Source organism: Bacillus sp. FSL K6-0069, from assembly GCF_038007785.1.
Lineage (GTDB): Bacteria > Bacillota > Bacilli > Bacillales > Bacillaceae_G > Bacillus_A > Bacillus_A mobilis.
Genome location: NZ_JBBOXN010000001.1, coordinates 155,001 through 172,756 on the forward strand (window position 1 = coordinate 155,001; position 17,756 = coordinate 172,756).

Consider the following 17,756-nt stretch of genomic DNA (forward strand, 5'->3'; position numbering starts at 1 on the left):
GGATAACAGGCTTATCTCCCCCAAGAGTCCACATCGACGGGGAGGTTTGGCACCTCGATGTCGGCTCATCGCATCCTGGGGCTGTAGTCGGTCCCAAGGGTTGGGCTGTTCGCCCATTAAAGCGGTACGCGAGCTGGGTTCAGAACGTCGTGAGACAGTTCGGTCCCTATCCGTCGTGGGCGTAGGAAATTTGAGAGGAGCTGTCCTTAGTACGAGAGGACCGGGATGGACGCACCGCTGGTGTACCAGTTGTTCTGCCAAGGGCATAGCTGGGTAGCTATGTGCGGAAGGGATAAGTGCTGAAAGCATCTAAGCATGAAGCCCCCCTCAAGATGAGATTTCCCATAGCGTAAGCTAGTAAGATCCCTGAAAGATGATCAGGTTGATAGGTTCGAGGTGGAAGCGTGGTGACATGTGGAGCTGACGAATACTAATAGATCGAGGACTTAACCATATAATATGTAGCAATGTTATCTAGTTTTGAAGGAATATATATTAAAATTCCTTTTGACATTCTGAAAAGAATGTGTATAATGATAAAAGTCTGGTAATGATGGCAGAGAGGTCACACCCGTTCCCATACCGAACACGGAAGTTAAGCTCTCTAGCGCCGATGGTAGTTGGGACCTTGTCCCTGTGAGAGTAGGACGTTGCCAGGCTTGTATTATTCCGCAGTAGCTCAGCGGTAGAGCTATCGGCTGTTAACCGATCGGTCGTAGGTTCGATTCCTACCTGCGGAGCCATTATGCTTCCATAGCTCAGCTGGTAGAGTACTTCCATGGTAAGGAAGAGGTCACCGGTTCAAGCCCGGTTGGAAGCTTGGAAAAAGTTTTAAATTTTTGGCCCGTTGGTCAAGTGGTTAAGACACCGCCCTTTCACGGCGGTAACACGGGTTCGAATCCCGTACGGGTCACCACTTTTGGAGGATTAGCTCAGCTGGGAGAGCACCTGCCTTACAAGCAGGGGGTCGGCGGTTCGATCCCGTCATCCTCCACCATATATATTTTAAATGTCGGAGGGGTAGCGAAGTGGCTAAACGCGGCGGACTGTAAATCCGCTCCTTCGGGTTCGGCAGTTCGAATCTGCCCCCCTCCACCATTTTTCTTTAAAATAACCTGAGAGGGTTTATTTTTTTGAAAAGATAACCATACTAGTAAATATTAATGGGCTATAGCCAAGCGGTAAGGCAACGGACTTTGACTCCGTCATGCGCTGGTTCGAATCCAGCTAGCCCAGCCATTTACGAGCCATTAGCTCAGTTGGTAGAGCATCTGACTTTTAATCAGAGGGTCGAAGGTTCGAATCCTTCATGGCTCACCATTTTCGCGGAAGTAGTTCAGTGGTAGAATACAACCTTGCCAAGGTTGGGGTCGCGGGTTCGAATCCCGTCTTCCGCTTTATTACTAAGGGGCCTTAGCTCAGCTGGGAGAGCGCCTGCCTTGCACGCAGGAGGTCAGCGGTTCGATCCCGCTAGGCTCCATCTAATAGAAAAGCTTACATCATATGATGTAAGCTTTTTTTGTGTTTAAAAAGACAACTTTCATATTTGTCATTTAAAATGGAGAAAACGCGAAAATAAAGGATGGGGGATAATTGTGAAAGTTGTTATTGCATCTGATTCATATAAAGAAAGCTTAAAAGCTATAGAAGTATGTGAAGCTATTGAAAGAGGTTTTGGAGCAATTTTTCCTAAAGCAGAGTACGTAAAAATACCAATTGGAGATGGAGGAGAAGGAACGGTTGATTCACTTGTGGATGCCACAGGGGGGAGGATTATATCACTTCATGTGACAGGTCCGCTTAAAGAACGTGTACAAGCCTTTTACGGTATGTCTAAAGATAAAAAGACAGCGTTTATTGAAATGGCAGCAGCATCAGGATTACAACATGTTCCGGTTAAAAAGCGAAATCCACTTATTACAACGACTAAAGGAACTGGAGAGCTTATACTACACGCGCTAGACGAAGGAGCTGAGCACATTATTTTAGGACTTGGCGGAAGTGCTACAAATGATGGCGGAGCAGGTATGTTGTCAGCTTTAGGAGTCAGGTTTATAGATGGAAAAGGGGAAGTAATAGAGCCATCTGGAGGAACGTTACATTCAATTGTCGCTATTGATTTTTCACGCTTGGATTCACGCTTAACGCATATAAAGATAGAAGCAGCATGTGATGTAGATAATCCGTTAGTTGGAATAAGGGGAGCATCTTTCGTATTTGGGAGGCAAAAGGGTGCGAATGCAGAGATGATGAAAGAGCTGGATGAGAATTTAAAGCATTATGCGAATATCCTTAAACAATACTTATCTTGCGACGTATCTAAAATGCCTGGCGCAGGAGCGGCAGGAGGAATGGGAGCAGCTGTTATTGCAGTGTTAAAGGGAAGTTTGCGGAGAGGAATTGAAATTGTATTAGACTATACAAATTTTGATAAGCATATAGAAGGTGCAGATTTAATTATAACTGGTGAAGGGCGAATAGATGAACAAACAGCATATGGAAAGGCCCCTGTAGGTGTTGCGGAGCGTGCAAAGCATTTTCATATTCCTGTCATTGCTATTGGAGGATCTGTATCTCCGAATTATCCAGCTGTTCACGAAAAAGGAATCGATGCAGTATTTAGTATTACAGCGAGTCCGATGACATTAGAAGAGGCATATAAAGTAGCGGAAGAGAATGTCGAAATGACAGCAAAGAATATTGCCGCAGTATGGAAAATAGCATCAGAAAAACACTTCTAAATGTAGGAGTGTTTTTTATTATTATCTAATAATAATGATGGTAGTTGTTTCATTAGGTTAACTTTATACATAGAATAGTCTTAACATTTGGATTTTAAAGCGGATATAAGTGAAAAATTTGTATATCCATACAGAAAAATGTCGAGTTGAGTCAGACTATATAAAAGATTTAAAATATTTAGTGAAGGCACAAAAGGGGGATACTATCTATGAAAAAAGAAATTTCGGTTATTGGAGTTCCAATGGATTTAGGACAGACGCGTCGCGGAGTTGATATGGGGCCGAGCGCAATCCGTTATGCAGGCGTAATTGAAAGAATTGAAGAAATTGGATATGACGTTAAAGATATGGGAGATATATGTATAGAGAGAGAAAAAGAAGTAGATGTAAATACAAGCTTAAGAAACCTTACACAAGTTGCAACCGTTTGTAACGAATTAGCAAGTAAGGTGGATCATATTATAGAAGAAGGACGTTTTCCACTTGTATTAGGTGGTGATCATAGTATCGCTATTGGTACATTAGCTGGTGTTGCGAAACATTATAAAAATTTAGGTGTTATTTGGTATGATGCACATGGTGATTTAAATACAGAAGAAACTTCACCATCTGGAAATATTCATGGTATGTCACTTGCAGCAAGTTTAGGGTATGGACATCAAACGCTTGTAGATTTATATGGGGCATATCCAAAGGTGAAAAAAGAGAACGTTGTAATTATTGGTGCACGTGCATTAGATGAAGGAGAAAAAGACTTTATTCGCAATGAAGGTATTAAAGTATTCTCAATGCATGAGATCGATCGTATGGGTATGACGGCTGTTATGGAAGAAACAATCGCGTATTTATCTCATACTGATGGTGTACATTTATCATTAGATTTAGATGGCCTTGACCCACATGATGCACCAGGAGTTGGAACGCCTGTAATTGGTGGCCTATCTTATCGTGAAAGCCATTTAGCAATGGAAATGTTAGCGGAAGCTGATATTGTTACATCAGCTGAGTTTGTTGAAGTAAATACTATTTTAGATGAGCGAAATAGAACGGCAACAACAGCAGTTGCTTTAATAGGTTCTTTATTCGGTGAAAAACTAAAATAAATGTAAGAAAAGCAACTGAGAAGTTGCTTTTTTTATTTGAAAATAAGCGTATAATAATGATTTATATTATACTGTACGATAATAATGTTTGACATCTTACCAATTTAAACGAAAGGGGGGTTGTTTGTAATTGTTGTTTGTTTCATGTATGGTATAATTAACTAGTTGTTGGAAATACATACAGATAGAGCATAAAACAATATTTCAATATATGGATAGAATTGCTCGTAAGTAGGAGGAAGGGTTAGCATGCCTTTTGAAGATACGACCATTTTGGAATATGTCAGTACGGCACTAGATATTGCCGTTGTATGGTTTATTATATATAAGCTAATTCTCATAATCCGAGGGACGAAAGCTGTTCAACTTTTAAAAGGGATTACAGTTATTATTGTCGTTCGGATGATTAGTATTTTCCTTGGATTACGTACGCTATATTGGCTAACTGAGCAAGTATTAACGTGGGGATTCTTAGCCGTTATTATTATTTTTCAGCCAGAATTGCGAAGAGCACTTGAGCAGCTAGGACGCGGGAGTTTATTTTCACGTACTGGAACTCATGAGGATGATGAGTCTGAAATGGTTGCAACAGCGATAGCAAAAGCGACGGAATATATGGGAAAACGTAGAATTGGTGCATTAATTACTTTGTCAAAAGAGACCGGTATGGGTGATTATGTGGAAACAGGTATTCCGCTAAATGCAAACGTATCATCGGAATTACTCATAAATATTTTCATTCCTAATACGCCACTTCACGATGGAGCAGTCATTATGCAAGGAGGTACCATTAAAGCAGCAGCGTGTTATCTTCCGTTATCGGAAAGTCCGTTTATCTCTAAGGAACTAGGAACTAGGCATCGCGCTGCCATGGGCGTTAGTGAAGTTACTGATAGTATTACAGTAGTTGTGTCGGAAGAAACTGGCCAAATTTCTTTAACGAAAAATGGTAAGTTGCATCGTGATTTGAAGACAGAACAATTAAAAGATATGTTGTTAGCTGAATTTAGCGCGAGCGAAAAAACAACTTCTTCGTCTTTATGGAATTGGAGGAGAAAGCGTCATGGATAAGTTAATGGAGAATCATTGGTTTCTAAAAGGGATCTCATTACTATTGGCGTGTATGCTTTTTATGTCAGCGACTTTAACTGAAAAAAATACGACATCGGGGATAATACCTTTCGCAAATGATACGAAAGAAACATTAACGAATTATCCTATTACCCTTAAGTATGATGAAGAGAAATATATTGTAAGTGGTATTCCGGCAGAGGGCGTTAAGGTAAAGTTAGAGGGCCCAAAAGCAGCAGTTGCTACAGCAAAAGCGAAAAAACAATTTGATATACCGGTTGATTTGAGAGATAGCGAAAAAGGAACCTATGAAGTTTCTTTGAAAACGAACGGTCTTCCAGATGGTGTGAAAGGAACGGTTCAGCCATCAACAATTAAAATTACTCTTCATGAAAAAGCGAGAAAATATGTTCATGTAGACTTGAAATTATCAAATGAGGATCAGATGCCAGCGGGTTCTACTCTCGAAAAATCAAACATTAAACCTGATACTGTTGAGGTAGTTGGAACGAAGGAAGAAATTGAAAGTATTTCATCTGCAAAGGCGTATATTGATTTAAAAGGTGTTAATAAAACTGTTACAAAAACAGCCGAAGTTACATTATACAATAAAGAAGGAAAACGTTTAAATGTAAGAACGAGTCCATCTAAAATTAGTGTAACATTGAATGTGGCGACGCAAGCTACGGCCAATAATACTGAAAAAACGGTTCCTGTAACGTATACGAAAAAGGGGAGTTTACCAGAGGGATTGGCCGTTACAAATATTAACGTTGAGCCGAGAGAAGTAACGATAGCAGGTCCAAAAGATATATTGGATAATATACAATCGATAGAGGGGGTCGAAGTAGATCTTAGTCAATTGACAGAGTCTACAACATTCGATACCTCTGTTTTATTGCCAAAGGGTGTAACAAGTGCAAAACCGAATCAAGTGAAGGTTTCAGTGGGAGTGCAAAAAACAAAACAAACGAAAACAAGAACGATTGATGGTATATCAATTCAAAAAAATGGACTTTCTAAAGATGTTACGGCCCAGCTACTTTCGCCGCAAGATGGGAAGATAAGCGTTGATATTTCAGGAGAAACAAGTATAGTAGATAAAATAACAGCAGCTCAAATAACAGCAGCCATTAATCTGCAAAATGTATCTCCGGGGACGAAAGATGTTTCTATTCAAGTGAGCGGCCCTGGTAATATTTCAATAGAGCCAAAGCAAAAAAGTGCTAAAGTCACAATTGTGAAGAAAGAAAATCCAGATAAAGAAGTACAGGGTAACGGTGAAAAACCAGATTCAAATAATAACCAAGATAATCAAACTGAAAAACCAAAAAATCCTGAACCTGAACATAAGCCTGACACGGAACAGGAACAAAATAAAGAAAAAGAAAAAGAAACTAGCCAAGAGCCAACAGTAGATAATCAAAAAGAGCCAGAAAAAGGAGCGAATCATAATGGGTAAATATTTTGGTACAGATGGAGTACGTGGGGTTGCGAACCAGGAGTTAACACCTGAATTAGCATTCAAAATTGGACGTTTTGGTGGTTATGTATTAACAAAAGATACAGATCGTCCAAAAGTAATTATCGGCCGTGATACACGTATATCAGGACATATGTTAGAAGGAGCTTTAGTAGCAGGTCTATTATCAACTGGAGCAGAAGTAATGCGCCTTGGTGTTATTTCTACACCAGGTGTTGCTTATTTAACAAAAGCGTTAGATGCACAAGCGGGTGTTATGATTTCTGCATCTCATAATCCAGTACAGGATAATGGAATCAAATTCTTCGGTTCTGACGGTTTTAAATTAACAGATGAGCAAGAAGCAGAAATCGAAGCTTTATTAGACAAAGAAGTTGATGAGTTACCACGTCCAACAGGTACGAATCTTGGACAAGTGAGTGATTATTTTGAAGGCGGACAAAAATATTTACAATATATTAAACAAACTGTAGAGGAAGATTTCTCTGGTTTACATATCGCTTTAGATTGTGCGCATGGTGCTACGTCTTCTTTAGCTCCATACTTATTTGCAGATTTAGAGGCTGATATTTCAACGATGGGAACTTCACCAAACGGTATGAACATTAACGATGGAGTAGGTTCTACACATCCAGAAGTATTAGCTAAATTAGTAAAAGACAAAGGCGCTGATATCGGTCTTGCTTTTGATGGTGATGGTGACCGTCTAATCGCTGTAGATGAAAAAGGAAACATCGTTGATGGCGATCAAATTATGTTTATTTGTGCGAAGTACATGAAAGAAACTGGTCAACTAAAGCACAATACAGTTGTTTCAACAGTTATGAGTAACTTAGGTTTCTATAAAGCACTTGAAGCTAACAATATCACAAGTGATAAAACAGCAGTTGGTGATCGCTATGTAATGGAAGAGATGAAGCGTGGTGGATATAACCTGGGTGGAGAACAATCAGGTCATATTATCTTACTTGATTACATTACAACTGGTGATGGAATGTTAAGTGCACTTCAACTTGTAAACATCATGAAAATGACGAAAAAACCATTATCTGAGCTTGCAGGAGAAATGACGAAGTTCCCGCAATTACTAGTAAACGTTCGTGTAACAGATAAAAAACTAGCATTAGAAAATGAAAAAATTAAAGACATTATTCGTGTTGTAGAGGAAGAAATGAACGGTGATGGCCGCATTCTTGTTCGTCCATCTGGAACAGAGCCACTTATTCGTGTAATGGCAGAAGCACCAACACAAGAAGTTTGTGACGCATATGTACATCGTATTGTAGAAGTTGTGAAAGCTGAAGTTGGCGCTGAATAATTCAATAAATTTATGAAAAAGGAGCACAATAAGTGCTCCTTTTTCATATGTTTTATAGACGATGAAAAAAATTTCATTGACGGTTTATCCATGTTTGTTATAAGATGGTCTTGTTCTTTTTCTCAAAGGAAATATTGTAAATTATAGAAGCGCCAGAACTACAAGTAGTGTAGTTGACGAGGTGGAGTTTATCGAGATTTCGGCGGATGACTCCCGGTTGTTCATCACAACCGCAAGCTTTTACTTAAATCATTAAGGTGACTTAGTGGACAAAGGTGAAAGTGTGATGAGAGAAAAGGAACGGATACAAACTAGCTGTATAAGTATATACGGACTTAAACCCAATCGAGAGGAAGGTGAAAGCCGTTACAAGCTTACAGGGCTAGCAATATGTAATCCGTTTTTTTAGTATAAATAAAAATGGTATCGGACTATGTCGTTACATGTTCGCAGAGCAATGTAAGCATTTGTAACGGCGACTAAACATGTGTGGAATCGTAGGATTTATTGGAGAGCAAGATGCAAAGGAAATTTTATTAAAAGGTTTAGAAAAGCTAGAATATCGTGGATATGATTCAGCAGGTATTGCAGTACAAGCAGAGAACGGTGTTGTTGTATACAAAGAAAAAGGTCGTATTGCAAAACTTCGCGAAATCGTAGATGAGAACGTAGCAGCAAGCGTGGGAATCGGTCACACACGCTGGGCTACACATGGTGTTCCAAGCAAAGTAAACGCGCATCCGCATCAAAGTACATCAAAACGCTTTACACTAGTTCATAACGGTGTAATTGAAAACTATGAATTAGTGAAAAAAGAATATTTACAAGATGTAACGTTCGTAAGTGAAACTGATACAGAGATTATCGTACAGCTTATGGAACAACAAGTGAGCACAGGATTAAGTGTAGAAGAAGCGTTCCGTAATACGCTATCTCTTTTACATGGCTCTTATGCAATCGGATTACTTGATGCTGAAAATCCAAACATGATTTATGTTGCTAAAAACAAAAGCCCGCTATTAGTAGGTGTTGGTGACAACTTTAATGTTGTGGCGAGCGACGCTATGGCGATGTTACAAGTTACAGATCAATTTATTGAGTTAATGGATAAAGAAATCGTAATCGTAACAAAAGAAAGTATTACAATTAAAAACTTACAAGGTGAAACGATTGAACGTGCACCGTTTACAGCGGAATTAGACGCAAGTGATATTGAAAAAGGAACATACCCTCATTTCATGCTTAAAGAAATCGATGAGCAACCACTTGTAATCCGTAATATAATTCAAAAGTATCAAGATGAAAATGGCGAGATTGAATTAGATCAAGACATCCGCAATGCGATTTTAGATAGCGATCGTGTTTACATCATTGCATGTGGAACGAGTTATCATGCAGGTCTTGTTGGAAAACAATTTATCGAGAAGTTTGCAAAAATGCCAGTTGAAGTGCATGTAGCAAGTGAATTCTCTTATAACATGCCATTATTAACAGAAAAACCATTCTTCATTTACATTTCACAAAGTGGTGAAACAGCTGATAGCCGTGCAGTACTTGTACAAACAAATGAAATGGGTCATAAAGCATTAACAATTACAAACGTACCTGGTTCTACGCTTTCTCGTGAAGCTGATTACACACTTCCGTTATACGCGGGACCAGAAATCGCAGTTGCATCAACGAAAGCTTACACAGCACAACTTGCAGTACTTTCAATTTTAGCTGCGGACATTGCTAAAGCAAAAGGTGAAATTCTTGATTTCGATTTAACACACGAATTAGGACTTGTAGCAAATGCAATGATAGAACTTTGTGATCAAAAAGAAGAAATGGATGCATTAGCAAAACAATTTTTAGCAACAACGCGTAACTGTTTCTTCATCGGACGTAGCGTAGACTTCTACGTAGGATTAGAAGGCGCGTTAAAGCTAAAAGAAATTTCTTACATCCAAGCAGAAGGATTTGCTGGAGGAGAATTAAAACACGGTACAATCGCCTTAATTGAAAATGGTACACCAGTTATCGCACTTGCTACACAAGAACACGTAAACCTTGGAATTCGTGGTAACGTGAAAGAAGTAGTAGCACGTGGGGCTAACCCATGTATCATCTCAATGAAGGGCTTAGAAATGGAAGGTGACAGCTTCGTATTACCAGCTGTACACGAAGCACTAGCACCGCTAGTAGCAGTTATTCCATTCCAACTTATCTCATACTACGCAGCACTTCACCGCGAGTGTGACGTTGATAAGCCACGTAACTTAGCTAAGTCTGTTACTGTTGAGTAGGAGATTGGTAGGTTAATAAATATATGAATCTGTACCCCTTTAGATATTGTATCTAAAGGGGTATTTTTGTATTGAAAAAGAACATCTAAAATTGGTAGGTGGATAGAATCCTACTAATTAAAGTTTTGCTTTGTCAGATTCACTTTTATTTATCTGAATTTTCCGCTATCATTTTAAGTATGCGTGAACAATTTTCTTTATTATGAAGAGAAAAGACGATAGATACATGGACATTATAAGGGGGCTTATTATATGGAAGTGAAAGCAAAAACATATTTAAGTATAGAAGAGATTATTTCATTACCGGCCTTATCAAGTGCAAATATAAGTGATGATGGAAAAAACGTAGCATTTGTAAAAAAGACAGCTAACTGGGAAGACAATGCGTATAGAAATCATGTATGGATATATGAGAAAGATAAAGGGCAGAGTTACCCACTAATAAATGGGGATATAGATGGTACACATCCATTATGGTCTCCAGATTCTAAGACTATTGCATACCTTAGCCCAGGCGATGACGGAGCTAATACAAATCAGATCTTTGTTAAGTCAATAGACGGTGGTAGTGAGGTTCAAATTACGGATGAGGAGGAAGGAGTTAATACATTCAAATGGGAGCCTACTGGTAAAGGTTTTTATTATATTGCACAGTCAAAAGAATGTGAGGAGATAAAGAAACGTAAGGAACGATATGGGGATTTCCACCATGTAGGTAAGGAACATCGGAATAATTGTTTATACTACATTGAGATAGAAAAGGTAATACAAAATGATAAAGAGGAACGCGAGATTAAAGGTGTTTATCAACTAACGGATAGTAAGGAGTTTTATATACATAACTTTGATATTTCAAATGATGGGAAAAAGGTTGTATGTATGGCTACACCAAGCTTAAACGATTATATGAATGGTGAGCTCTACATATTAGATGTTGAAGCTGGAGAACTACAAAAAATGAATATGGATAAGTTGTTAGGAGCGAGCGTCTGCTTTTCTCCCGAGGGCGATAAAATATGTTACGCAGCAAGCATAAGAGAGAAGGATTACTATAGAAATCATATACAAGATAATACATTAGAGATATATAATAGGAATACGGGAGAGGTAATTCAACCTTTAACAAACTTTGATAGTACGGTTATGCCATTACAGTGGACAGCTAAAGGGATTTTAATTAGATGGCAGGATAAAATGAATTACCGTATTGGATTGCTGTGTAAGGATGGTACTGTGGAAATGTTAAGCGAAACAGTAGATGGTTTTATAATGGATGCCTCTATAACAAGGGATGGCAATCATATAACATATACTAAGGCTATAACAAATGAAACCTTTGAAATCTATTTGGATGATAAAAAAATAACGAATGAAAATAGCTTTTTCGAAGGAAAGCTTAAAAGTAATAGGGAAATCATCTCATGGAGAAGTAGTGATGGTCTTGAAATAGAAGGTGTTCTATCAACTCCAGTAGAGTTTGATACAAATAAAAAATATCCCTTATTAGTAGTAATCCATGGTGGTCCGAATTGGGCGTCCTTTCCGATATTTTCAGACTGCTTCAATGAGAAATATCCGATTGAACAGTTTGTTGAAAAAGGCTTTATCGTTTTAGAACCAAACTATAGAGGAAGTTCTGGTTATGGTAATGAATTTTTAAAAGCAAACTATAGAAAACAAGGATTTGCTGATTATGATGATATTATATCTGGAGTGGATGCACTAGTTGAAAAAGGGATAGTAGATAAAGAGAGAGTAGGAGTTATGGGATGGAGTAACGGAGGATATATATCAGCTTTTTGTTCTACATATAGCAGTAGATTTAAAGCTATTTCAGTTGGGGGCGGAATTACGAACTGGGGTACCCATTATGTAAATACAGATATCCCTTACTTTATTAGCATGTATTTAGGAAATACTCCATGGAATGATCCAGAGATATATAAGAAAACATCACCAATGACATATATTAAATCAGCATGTACGCCTACGTTAATTCAACATGGAGAAAAGGATGTAAGAATTCCAACTACAAATGCATATGAGCTACATGAAGGATTAAGAGATATGGAAGTGGATACAGAATTAATTATATTTACAGGCATGGCATATAGTCCTAATCAGCCAGGGATAGGCGTGGCTATTATGAAACAAAATTTGATGTGGTTTTCACACTATATTCTTGGAGAAAGCATGAAAGGTTTTCGTACTATATAATGGATATATGTACAGGGATTTTTCGTTGTAAACTGTATACAAACTATCATTGAAAAGATTTAAATGATTATAAGGAAACGTAATTCGGAGGACTAATATGACAGAGAATAAAAATGCATTATCTGTAGAACAACGTGAAGAACTATTAAAAGTATTACAAGCTCGTTTTGAAAAAAATATGAACCGCCATGAAGGTCTTGAATGGGCTAAAGTTGAAGCGAAGCTGGCTACTAATACTGAAAAATTATGGTCAATTAACGAAATGGAAGTAACTGGCGGTGAGCCGGATGTTATTGGTTATGATGAAGAGAAGGACGAGTATACTTTCTGTGATTGTGCAAAGGAGAGTCCTAAGGGCCGCAGAAGTTTTTGCTATGATCTTGAAGCGTTAGAGGCAAGAAAGAAACATAAACCAGAAAATAACGTTATTGATGTGGCAGCTGCTATGGGCATTGAATTATTAACGGAAGAACAATATCGCGAGTTGCAACAACTTGGAGATTTCGATATGAAATCATCAAGTTGGGTACAAACGCCTTCAGATATTCGAGAACTCGGTGGTGCTCTATTTTGCGATTATCGCTTCGGACACGTTTTTGTGTACCACAATGGAGCAGATTCCTACTATGCTGCTAGAGGATTTCGCGGTTCTTTAAGAGTTTAAATTTGAAAAAAGTAAGAGCATGTTTTAATTAATCTTTTTGAAACATGCTCTTTTTCATAATTGTTACTTAGAGTTATTCATATTGGTTTGATTAACCGATCTAAGAACTACAATACCATGTGAAATTAATTAACACCTATTATATTAGTAACTTCATACCTAGAGGTGTAGCAAAAAAGATTCCTATTTTTAGGAATCTTTTTTGCTTGTATTCAGGGTTTTTAAAGAATTTAGAGATTTCATAGAAAACAAACGGGATATCGAGTAAAATGTTAAGTGTTGTTTTCAACATTCAAAAGGGTATTTTAAAGGTTCTTTTCACGAAATTTTATAAGTCTATTAAAGGAGGAAGATATATCTAAAATAGCGAGATATATCAAATTAAACATGAGTATTACATTTCATAAAAAGGTAGTAGCATTAACAGCAGGACTAACTGTATTATCTTCATCTGTGGTATCGTTCGCAGAGGAACAGCAATCATCAGTAAATAACTATCAATCTATAAGTGCTCTGGAACAAGGTGAAACAGGTCAACTTCAAGTATCAGACGAACAAGCTTTAAAAAGTATTGAAGAGAGTTTTGAAGGAGTAGATGGACGTGGTGGAGGTACTGTCGATAATAAGAAAGTGGACAGTCTTCAAGGTTCAGAAGGTATGTATGAAGAAACAGGTACATTAACGGTTCCTAACAATTCAAATAGAACAAAACGTAGTCTTTCTTTTTCAGCACCTAAAGTTTCTAGTACTATAAATGGCGTTCCATTTACTGAATGGATTGTTCCAACTGGTAACGAGAATATTCGTCCGCAAAACCACATGGTTCCAAAGTATATTACAATTCATGAGACTGATAATAAAAGCGTAGGAGCAGGGGCTAAAAACCATGCTCAATATTTATATAACCAAGCGACAGGGAAAACAGATCGAGCTGCGTCATGGCACTTTACCGTAGATGATAAAGAGATTTATCAACACTTACCATTAAACGAGAACGGATGGCACGCAGGAGACGGTGATGGTCCAGGTAATAGAGAATCTATTGCAATTGAAATTGCAGTTAATAGTGATGGTGACTATAATAAGGCAGTAGATAACGCTAAGAAACTTGCAGCTTATTTAATGAAAGAAACTGGTGTACCATTAAATAATGTTGTGAAACATCAAAAATGGAGTGGTAAAATCTGTCCTGCTATTATGATTAACAGTGGACAATGGGTTCCATTCGTAAATGGTGTTGAAGGGTATTATAATAAATTTTATCAACCAACAGACGATATAACAGGAGGTTGGTATGAGCCAGCTATTCGTGATTTGAATAGAAGAGGTATTATGGTCGGAGAAGGAAATGGCATTTTTGCGCCTAATAGATCTGTAACAAGAGCTGAATTTGCTCAATTAATCTCTAATTCTTTAAGTCTGCCAGCTGGAGATGCAACGTTTAAAGATTTAAATGATGTAAATCCAACTTTACGAGATGGTATTAAACGTACTGCAAGTGTAGGCATCATTTCTGGTAGAGGAGATGGTAATTTTGACCCTAACACACCTATTACAAGAGAAGAAGCAGCGGTTATTGTAAATAAAGCTTTAGAGTATAAAAAAATAAGTGGACCATTGGCAAACTTACCATTTGCAGATAGAGATCAAATTATTTATAAAGAAGCAGTACAAAGATTATACGGTTTGGGTATTGTAAAAGGTATGGGAGATAATCTGTATGCGCCTAAAGGAACGACGACTCGTGGTGAAACAGCAGCATTCATTTTAAACATGCTTCAAGTAATTGAAACTGGTAATGTTCAAAAAGGTATTGGTACAGTTGAAATTAATGGAATTGGGGTAAATGTTCGCAGTGGAGCAGGAGCTAGCTATTCCGTTGTTAGAAAAGCAAGCAAAGGTGAAAAAGCTACAGTATACGAAGAAAAGAATGGTTGGCTAAGAATTGGTACAGGTGAGTGGGTTTATAATGAACCTAGTTACATAGTATATAAGAAGGATAAAAATTAAATCGTTAAGAAAGAAGTTGCATATTAGGCATTTCGTTTATTTTCAGGCAATGGGTATTACTTTCCCATTGCCTGTTTTTTTGTTTTGCTCTCTTTTGTATCATTTAAAATGTTTTGTCATATTGCTATAATAGAAATAGGGATATATGGAAAGGGGACAGGGACTCAATATGTGGATGAACTTGTAATGATTAGAAACTAGATAGATCAATTTTTCTCTCATAAGTGAGGGTTTATTTAGCTATCTGTAAATCATTCAAGGACTGCATATTTGGCTTGTACATCCCTTTTGTAAAGATAATGCATAGGGAAATTCATATCTCTTATATGAAATATGCGTCCTTTAAAATTGGAGGAGTATATGATGAATCAATTAAAAAATAAAATAGCAGTTGTTACAGGCGTAAGTCGTCTAGATGGTATAGGAGCAGCGATTTGTAAAGAACTAGCGGAAGCAGGATACGATATATTTTTTACGTATTGGACAGCGTATGATAAAGAGATGCCTTGGGGCGTTGATCGAAGTGAACAGATACAATTAAAAGAAGAGTTACTAAAAAGCGGTGTTAAAGTATCGAGTATGGAGTTAGATTTAACTCAGAATGATGCACCAAAAGAGCTTATAAATAAAGTTACTGAACAATTAGGATACCCTCATATATTGATTAATAATGCAGCATATTCTACGAATAATGATTTCTCTAATTTGACTGCTGAAGAACTAGATAAGCACTATATGGTAAATGTTCGTGCGACAACATTGTTAAGTAGTCAATTTGCCCAAGGGTTTGATAAGAAATCTGGTGGTAGAATTGTGAATATGACATCGGGACAATTTAAAGGACCTATGGCAGGAGAACTAGCGTATGCAACAACGAAGGGGGCTATTGATGCTCTTACTAGTACATTGTCAGCTGAGGTAGCTCATTTAGGAATAACAGTGAATGCAATTAACCCAGGTCCAACTAGTACAGGATGGATGAATGAAGAGATACAGCAAGGATTAAAGCCGATGTTTCCTTTTGGTAGAATTGGTGAGCCGAAGGATGCAGCAAGGCTCATTAAATTTTTAGTAAGTGAAGAAGCAGAATGGATTACGGGACAAGTTATTCATTCTGAAGGTGGATTTAAAAGGTAAAAAGAAGGTATCTCACCCTGGTGAGATACCTTCTTTTTTAATCTTTCTTCAATCTTCTTGCAACACCATTTCCTAAAGACTGTAGCCCTTGAACGAGGATAATTAAAATAAAGACTGTTGCATACATTACTTCAGGTTCGTAGCGTAAGTGTCCGAATCGATATGCTAAATCACCAAGACCGCCAGCACCTACAAGTCCAGCCATTGCTGTTGCACCAATTAGACCAATTGTTGCAATTGTTAAGCCAAGTACAAGGGAGGGACGAGCTTCTTTCACCATAACGTGCCAAATAATTTTTATAGTAGAAACGCCCATTGCTTGGTAAGCTTCAATAACACCACGATCCACTTCTAATAAAGCTGTCTCCATTAATCGAGCAATATAAGGAGCTGTGAATACGACAAGTGGCACGATAACACCTTGCACGCCAATGGACGTTCCCATTAGAAACTTTGTAAAAGGTAAAATGAAGAATAATAGAATGATAAATGGAAGAGAGCGAATGATATTAATAATTGTATTAAGAATTGGATAAATGATTTTATTTTCGTGCTGTCCACCAGGTCTCGTTAAAACAAGTGTAACGCCAAGTGGTAATGCAATAAGGATAGAGATGAATAGCGAAATAGATGTCATTTGAAATGTTTGAATGGTTGCTTCCCATATGACTTTACCCCATTCATCCAAAAAGGACTTGTTTCCCATAATCTGTTCTACCTCCTTCTACGATGATCCCTTGCTCTTGTAAAAATGATAAAGCGCGATCTACTTCATTTTTCTCACCCTGCATATGAATGATCAGTTTCCCGTATGCTTCATGCTTTAATTGTGTAATATTACCGGATAAAATATTTGGATACACTTGAAAACGTTTTGTGGCAACAGCTAATGCTGGCTCTCCTGAAGCATTACCTATAAAGGAGAGAGTTACAATTTCACCGGTAGTTTGTAGTTCTTTTTGTACATCTTCGGGAATCTTCGCTGCAAATGCACTATTTACGAATTTCTTCGTTGTTACATGTTGTGGGTTTGTGAAGATATCCTTCACGGTCCCGCTTTCAACTACTGCTCCATGTTCCATAACAGCAACTCGATCACATATACGCTGGATGACATTCATTTCATGTGTAATTAATAAAATTGTGATCCCGATTTCTTCATTAATCTTTAGTAATAGGTCAAGAATAGAATCCGTTGTTTCTGGGTCTAAAGCACTCGTTGCTTCGTCGCTTAATAACACTTCCGGTTCATGTGATAGTGCACGTGCAATAGCAACACGCTGCTTCTGGCCACCAGAAAGTTCACTTGGATAGGCATCTTTTCGATTAAAAAGATCGACAATACGTAAATACTTTTCTACCCTTTTTTCAATTTCATTTTTGGAAAGACCAGATAGACGTAATGGTAATGCGATATTTTCATAAACTGTCATAGTTTTAAGTAAGTTGAATCCTTGAAAAATCATCCCGATTTTTTGTCTCGATTTTGCTAGTTCCTTTGCTGATAAAGTTGTTAAGTCTTGGCCGTTTACAATGATAGTTCCTGTCGTTGGTTTTTCTAATAAATTTACACATCGAATTAATGTACTTTTACCAGCACCACTATATCCAATGATGCCAAATACTTCGCCCTTTTTTACTTGAAGGGAAGTAGGCTTAAGAGCTTCTACATTCCCTTTTTTTGTTGTAAATACTTTGGATACATTTTTTAATTCAATCATTAT

12 protein-coding genes, 9 tRNA genes, 2 rRNA genes and 1 pseudogene (1 of these 24 only partly in view) are annotated in these 17,756 nt (G+C 37.7%); 22 read left to right on the plus strand and 2 right to left on the minus strand.

The window, feature by feature from the left end; all coding sequences use genetic code 11:
* The 22 genes and pseudogenes from MHB74_RS00885 to MHB74_RS00990 all read left to right on the plus strand — a co-directional run.
* Window positions 1–454, plus strand: a 23S ribosomal RNA gene (locus MHB74_RS00885); it begins 2,468 nt to the left of the window's first position.
* Window positions 455–543: 89 nt separating this feature from the next.
* Window positions 544–659: ribosomal RNA gene (gene rrf, locus MHB74_RS00890) — 5S ribosomal RNA — on the plus strand.
* 9 nt (window positions 660–668) lie between these two features.
* Window positions 669–743, plus strand: a tRNA-Asn gene (locus MHB74_RS00895).
* A gap of 4 nt (window positions 744–747) precedes the next feature.
* Window positions 748–820 (plus strand) — tRNA-Thr (locus tag MHB74_RS00900).
* 21 nt (window positions 821–841) lie between these two features.
* Window positions 842–916, plus strand: a tRNA-Glu gene (locus tag MHB74_RS00905).
* 5 nt (window positions 917–921) lie between these two features.
* A tRNA-Val gene (locus MHB74_RS00910) sits at window positions 922–997 on the plus strand.
* Between the two features lie 17 nt (window positions 998–1,014).
* Window positions 1,015–1,098, plus strand: a tRNA-Tyr gene (locus tag MHB74_RS00915).
* A 66-nt stretch (window positions 1,099–1,164) separates the two neighbouring features.
* A tRNA-Gln gene (locus tag MHB74_RS00920) sits at window positions 1,165–1,239 on the plus strand.
* 5 nt (window positions 1,240–1,244) lie between these two features.
* Window positions 1,245–1,320 (plus strand) — tRNA-Lys (locus tag MHB74_RS00925).
* 5 nt (window positions 1,321–1,325) lie between these two features.
* Window positions 1,326–1,397: transfer RNA gene (locus MHB74_RS00930), tRNA-Gly, on the plus strand.
* A gap of 10 nt (window positions 1,398–1,407) precedes the next feature.
* A tRNA-Ala gene (locus tag MHB74_RS00935) sits at window positions 1,408–1,480 on the plus strand.
* Between the two features lie 115 nt (window positions 1,481–1,595).
* The gene (locus MHB74_RS00940) at window positions 1,596–2,741 is read left to right on the plus strand and encodes a glycerate kinase (RefSeq protein ID WP_061677890.1); all 1,146 of its coding nucleotides are present in this window, start codon (window positions 1,596–1,598) and stop codon (window positions 2,739–2,741) included.
* A 209-nt stretch (window positions 2,742–2,950) separates the two neighbouring features.
* Entirely contained in the window at window positions 2,951–3,844 is an 894-nt protein-coding gene (gene rocF / locus MHB74_RS00945) for an arginase (RefSeq protein ID WP_061677891.1), read from the plus strand.
* Between the two features lie 249 nt (window positions 3,845–4,093).
* Window positions 4,094–4,915: a diadenylate cyclase CdaA gene (gene cdaA / locus MHB74_RS00950; protein ID WP_061677892.1), complete on the plus strand. Its 822-nt coding sequence runs from the start codon at window positions 4,094–4,096 to the stop codon at window positions 4,913–4,915.
* Window positions 4,908–6,377 carry a CdaR family protein gene (locus MHB74_RS00955; RefSeq protein WP_061677893.1) on the plus strand — a complete coding sequence of 490 codons (1,470 nt, stop codon included), beginning with the start codon at window positions 4,908–4,910 and terminating at the stop codon, window positions 6,375–6,377. The genes cdaA and MHB74_RS00955 overlap by 8 nt, the downstream gene beginning before the upstream one ends.
* The gene (gene glmM, locus MHB74_RS00960) at window positions 6,370–7,716 is read left to right on the plus strand and encodes a phosphoglucosamine mutase (protein ID WP_000521484.1); all 1,347 of its coding nucleotides are present in this window, start codon (window positions 6,370–6,372) and stop codon (window positions 7,714–7,716) included. Before MHB74_RS00955 ends, glmM begins: the two co-directional genes overlap by 8 nt.
* Window positions 7,717–8,002: 286 nt before the next feature.
* Window positions 8,003–8,189 (plus strand): annotated as a pseudogene (locus MHB74_RS00965) (hypothetical protein).
* Between the two features lie 12 nt (window positions 8,190–8,201).
* Window positions 8,202–10,004, plus strand: a complete 1,803-nt coding sequence (gene glmS, locus MHB74_RS00970) for a glutamine--fructose-6-phosphate transaminase (isomerizing) (protein ID WP_061677894.1) — start codon at window positions 8,202–8,204, stop codon at window positions 10,002–10,004.
* 252 nt (window positions 10,005–10,256) lie between these two features.
* Window positions 10,257–12,221 (plus strand): S9 family peptidase, encoded by a 1,965-nt coding sequence (locus tag MHB74_RS00975; RefSeq protein ID WP_061677895.1) that lies wholly within the window; start codon window positions 10,257–10,259, stop codon window positions 12,219–12,221.
* A gap of 97 nt (window positions 12,222–12,318) precedes the next feature.
* Window positions 12,319–12,885 carry a DUF4256 domain-containing protein gene (locus tag MHB74_RS00980; RefSeq protein ID WP_061677896.1) on the plus strand — a complete coding sequence of 189 codons (567 nt, stop codon included), beginning with the start codon at window positions 12,319–12,321 and terminating at the stop codon, window positions 12,883–12,885.
* 387 nt (window positions 12,886–13,272) lie between these two features.
* The gene (locus tag MHB74_RS00985; RefSeq protein WP_061677897.1) at window positions 13,273–14,895 is read left to right on the plus strand and encodes an S-layer homology domain-containing protein; all 1,623 of its coding nucleotides are present in this window, start codon (window positions 13,273–13,275) and stop codon (window positions 14,893–14,895) included.
* 360 nt (window positions 14,896–15,255) lie between these two features.
* On the plus strand, window positions 15,256–16,032 hold the full coding sequence (locus tag MHB74_RS00990) for an SDR family oxidoreductase (RefSeq protein ID WP_061677898.1): 777 nt from the start codon (window positions 15,256–15,258) through the stop codon (window positions 16,030–16,032).
* 37 nt (window positions 16,033–16,069) lie between these two features.
* Here the strand turns inward: MHB74_RS00990 and MHB74_RS00995 are convergent, their stop codons facing one another.
* A complete protein-coding gene (locus MHB74_RS00995) occupies window positions 16,070–16,738 on the minus strand; it encodes a methionine ABC transporter permease (protein ID WP_000527137.1) in 669 nt (222 codons plus the stop codon).
* Window positions 16,713–17,753: a methionine ABC transporter ATP-binding protein gene (locus MHB74_RS01000; protein ID WP_061677899.1), complete on the minus strand. Its 1,041-nt coding sequence runs from the start codon at window positions 17,751–17,753 to the stop codon at window positions 16,713–16,715. Before MHB74_RS01000 ends, MHB74_RS00995 begins: the two co-directional genes overlap by 26 nt.
* Window positions 17,754–17,756: the final 3 nt, after the last annotated feature.